This is a genomic window from Rhodococcus marinonascens NBRC 14363 (assembly GCF_001894885.1).
Taxonomy (GTDB): Bacteria; Actinomycetota; Actinomycetes; order Mycobacteriales; family Mycobacteriaceae; genus Rhodococcus_F; species Rhodococcus_F marinonascens.
This window is the reverse complement of the sequence record NZ_BCXB01000093.1, coordinates 1-3,324: the sequence shown is the minus strand read 5'-3', so window position 1 is coordinate 3,324 and position 3,324 is coordinate 1. Positions and strand designations below refer to the sequence as shown.

The 3,324-nt window shown below is 67.7% G+C and carries 1 protein-coding gene; it reads left to right on the top strand.

The window, feature by feature from the left end:
* The coding region (locus tag RM2_RS22810) for a non-ribosomal peptide synthetase (protein WP_139277924.1) at positions 1-3,324 on the top strand (3,324 nt) is incomplete at both ends.

The following is a 3,324-nucleotide window of genomic DNA, read 5'->3' as shown; positions in this document are numbered from 1 at the left end:
CTCCCCGACTACATGGTCCCCGCCGCGATCATGGTCCTGGACCACCTGCCGTTGACCGTCAACGGCAAACTCGACCGCACAGCCCTGCCCGCCCCCGACTACACCCTCGGCCGGTACCGGGCCCCCCGCACCCGGGAAGAGGAAACCCTGGCCGCCCTGTTCGCCGACATCCTCGGGGTTCCCCGGGTCGGGATCGACGACTCCTTCTTCGACATGGGCGGACATTCCCTCCTCGCGACCCGCCTGATCAGCAAGGTCCGCGCCACCCTCGGGGTCGAACTGCCCATCCGGGTGTTGTTCGACAACCCCACCATCACCGCACTGGCCCCCCTGCTCCACCAGGGCTCCCCGGCCCGGCCCCCACTGCTGCCCGCCACCCGCCCGGACCGGATCCCGTTGTCCTACGCCCAACAACGGTTGTGGTTCCTGCACCGGTACGAGGGCAACTCCGCCACCTACAACATGCCGGTCGCCTTGCGTTTACGCGGACCACTCGACGTCGGGGCACTGACCGCCGCGATCGGGGATGTGATCGCCCGCCACGAAAGCCTGCGCACCCTCTACCCCGACACCGACGGCCAACCATTCCAACACCCCCTGCCCCCCGACCAGGCCGGCATCGACATCCCCGTCACCGACCTCACCGACACCCACGAAGACGAAGTAACGCAGGCGCTAGACCGGGCCGCCCGGCAACCGTTCGACCTGTCCACCGACCTCCCCATCCGGGCCACCGTGCTGCGCCTCGGTATCGACGAGTCCGGTATCGACCAGCATGTGCTGGTCCTGGTCGTCCACCACATCGCCGCCGACGGCGCCTCGATGGGTCCCCTGGCCCGGGATGTGGCCGACGCCTACACCGCCCGCCGCGCCGGTGCGGAACCGGATTGGGCACCGCTACCGGTCCAATACGCCGACTACACCCTCTGGCAAAGACGCCTCCTCGGCGACGACACCGACCCGGACAGCCTGATCGCCACCCAATACCGGTACTGGCACCACGAACTGGCGGGGGCACCGGAAGTACTGGCGCTACCCACCGACCGGCCCCGCCCCAAAACCGCCAGCTACCGGGGCAACACCCTCGACTTCACCGTCCCCGCACACCTACACCACCGACTCGACCACCTCGCCCGTGATCGTGGGGCCACGATGTCGATGATGCTGCAATCCGCCTTCGCCGTGCTCCTGCACAAACACGGCGCCGGCACCGACCTCACCCTCGGCGGCCCGATCGCCGGCCGCACCGACCACGTGTTGACCGACCTGATCGGATTCTTCGTCAACACCTGGGTGCTACGGGTCAACACCGACCACAACCCTCGCATCGACGACATCCTCGGCCAGGTCCGCGGCAAAGCCCTGTCCGCCTACGACCACCAAGACCTGCCCTTCGAACGGTTGGTCGAACTACTCAACCCCACCCGCACCACCGCACACCACCCCCTCTTCCACGTCGGAATCGCCTGGCAGAACAACACCCTGCCCCACCTCCACCTCCCCGACCTGACCGTCACCCCCGTCTCCGTGCCGACCGGCACCGCGAAATTCGACCTGTTCGTCCACCTCACCGACCCCGGCGGACCCCACCAACCCATCCCCGGAATGATCGAATACGCCACCGACCTGTTCGACGAACACACCATCCGCACCCTCACGAACAGGTTCCTGCGGATACTCGACTCGATCGCCACCAACCCCCACACCCGGTTGGCGGACATCGAGATCCTCGACGACCACGAACGCCACCAACTCCTCGTGGAATGGAACAACACTGCGGCCGATGTACCGGCAGTCACGGTGCCCACCCTGTTCGAACACCAAGCCCACCAGTCCCCGAACCGGGTGGCCCTGATCAGCGGTGACCGGAAGTTCACCTACGCCGAACTGAACACCGCCGCCAACCGGTGGGCCCACCACCTGATCCACACCGGCATCGGCCCCGACCACGTGGTCGCCGTCGCCCTGCCCCGCACCCCGGACCTGATCATCGTGTTACTCGCGGTCCTCAAAACCGGGGCCGCCTACCTCCCGATCGACCCCCACTACCCCAGCGCCCGCACCGGATTCATCCTCGACGACGCCCAACCACAACTACTGCTCACCGACACCACCACCCACACCGCACTACCCGCAAACCCGATCCCGCAGATGCTCACCGACGACCCCGACCTCCCCGCACCCGGTCACACCGGTGTGGACCCGGCCGCTGACCCCACCGACCTCGACCGGGTCACACCCCTGCACCCGGCGCACCTCGCCTACCTCATCTACACCTCCGGATCCACCGGAACCCCCAAAGGTGTTGCCATCACCCACCACAGTGTGGTGGCGTTGTTGACGGGCACGGATCGGTGGACCGGTTTCGGGCACACCGATGTGTGGGCCTGGTGCCACTCGCCCGCGTTCGACGTCTCGGTGTGGGAGTTGTGGGGTCCGCTGGTACACGGCAGCCGGCTGGTAGTGGTGCCCTGGGAAGTGGTGCGCTCACCCGCCGACCTGTGGCAGTTGCTGCGCACAGAAGGGGTGACGATCCTCAGCCAGACCCCGTCCGCGTTCTACGAGTTGGCCGCCACCGCACACGACCGGCCGGAACTGGCGGTCCGGATGGTGATCTTCGCCGGAGAAACACTGGACCCGGCCCGATTGCACGGCTGGTACCCGGGCGAACGCCCCCACCCCCCTGCCTTGGTGAACATGTATGGCATCACCGAAACCACCGTGTACGCCACCCACCTGGAGTTGACCTCCGGTGTCGGCACCCCCGGACGCAGCCCGATCGGGCAGCCGATCACCACTGTGCAGGTGTACGTCCTCGACCCCGGCCTGCACCCGGTCCCGGTCGGGGTGCTCGGCGAACTGTATGTCGCCGGCGCCCAACTCGCCCGCGGCTACCACCGGCGGCCCGGGTTGACCGCGCAACGGTTCGTTCCCAACCCCTACGACACCGACGGCGGTGGCGGCCGCCTGTACCGCAGCGGGGACCTGGTCCGCTGGACCGCAGACGGGAACCTCGACTACGCCGGACGCGCCGATCAGCAGGTCAAAATCCGGGGTTTCCGGATCGAACCCGGCGAAATCGAAGCCACCCTCACCACCCACCCCTCGGTGACACAAGCCGCGGTCATCGCCCGCCCCACCGGTGCAGTCCCCGACCACGACCCCACCGACCACGAATCCGACACCGCCGGCACCCAACTGATCGGATACGTCGTCCTCGACCCCCAGGCGTCCCTGACCCACGACCAGGACCGGGACCCGGACCCGGACCAGGAAAGGGACTTCGAAGTCGCCCACCAGCTTCGGGTGTATGTCGGCGAACAA